Source organism: Massilia mucilaginosa (genome assembly GCF_011682145.1).
Lineage (GTDB): Bacteria > Pseudomonadota > Gammaproteobacteria > Burkholderiales > Burkholderiaceae_D > Telluria_A > Telluria_A mucilaginosa.
The window spans coordinates 1-1,460 of record NZ_WHJH01000146.1; the positions used below are offsets into that span (position 1 = coordinate 1).

General features: G+C 60.5%; 1 protein-coding gene. It reads left to right on the plus strand.

Annotated features, from left to right (window positions below; all coding sequences use genetic code 11):
• The first annotated feature begins 62 nt into the window (after positions 1-62).
• Positions 63-1,445 carry an IS701 family transposase gene (locus F2P45_RS34170; protein ID WP_229505442.1) on the plus strand — a complete coding sequence of 461 codons (1,383 nt, stop codon included), beginning with the start codon at positions 63-65 and terminating at the stop codon, positions 1,443-1,445.
• Positions 1,446-1,460: the final 15 nt, after the last annotated feature.

Below are 1,460 nucleotides of genomic sequence, written 5' to 3' on the forward strand. Positions count from 1 at the left end.
AGCTTGACTTTGTCCATTTGTGAGCGATGGACGAAGGGAACGTAAGCCCGAATGCGTAGTCAATGATTGATCCACTCGTGGCAGCGAGGTTCATCATGACGGTAGTAGCATCCGGGCTTACGAAGGCCATTGTAGGTTTTTCCGATCTGTTTTCCAAGCGTGCCTGGCCGTTGGTACAGATCCTGTTGACAGGCGCCATCCTGGCCGTTGGGCCACGCACGGTCAGTGCCGTCCTACGCGTTATGGGCTTGTCCCAAGAGCGGCAATTCCAGAAATATCATCGCGTGCTCAATCGCGTCAAATGGTCGACGCTGGCGGCAAGCCGGCGCTTGCTGAAACTGCTGGTCGAAGCGTTTGTGCCCGACGGACCATTGCTCATGGCGCTGGACGACACCATTGAGCGGCGGCGCGGTGCCAGGATCGCCGCCAAGGGCATTTACCGCGATCCGGTGCGCTCGAGTCACGGTCATTTCGTCAAGGCGAGCGGCTTGCGCTGGCTGTGCCTGATGCTGATAGCGCCGATCCCGTGGGCGAAGCGTTGCTGGGCACTGCCGTTCTGCTCCGTGTTGGCGCCGTCCGAGCGCTATTGCCTCCAGCGTGGACGACGTCCCAACAAGCTCACCGATCGCGCCCGGCAGTTGCTATTGATGATCAGGCACTGGCTGCCCGAGCGTCCCATCGTGGTCGTAGCCGACAGCAGCTTCGCGGCGCTGGAACTGCTCGATGCGGTACGTCACAAGCTGTGCATCGTCACCCGTTTGCGGCTTGACGCCGCTTTGTACGATCCGGCGCCGGAGCGAGCACCTGGCGCACGTGGCCGGCCACGGCGTAAGGGCGCGCGCCAGCCAACATTGAAAGAAAGAGCTGCTTGCGCGTCGACTCATTGGCGCAGCGTGACGCTTTCCCAATGGTACGGACAGGGTGACAGGACCGTCGAGATCGCCACTGGCACCGCCGTCTGGTACAGCAGCGGCTTGCCGACCATTCCGCTGCGCTGGGTATTGGTGCGCGATCCACAACACAAGCTTGAGCCGCAGGCCTTTCTCTGCACTGACGAGGCCGCCGAACCTGAACAGATTCTGGCCTGGTTCATCCGCCGCTGGCAGATCGAAGTTACCTTCGAGGAGGCACGAGCGCATCTGGGCATGGAAACACAGCGTCAATGGTCCGACCGCGCCATCGCATGCAGCACGCCAGTCATCCTCGCACTGTATTCGGTTGTGGCATTGGCAGCCAAACAGTTACTGGACCATGGCACATTGATGACGCGGCAGGCCGCCTGGTACGCCAAGGACAGCCCGACCTTCTCCGACACCATTGCATGCGTGCGCCGCTCGCTGTGGAGTCAAGAGAATTACAAAGGGTCGGGGAGCCAATGCGATATGGTGAAAATTCCGCGTGCCCTATTCGAGCGCCTGACAGAAACCGTCTGCTACGCGAGATAGTTGGACAAAGTCGAG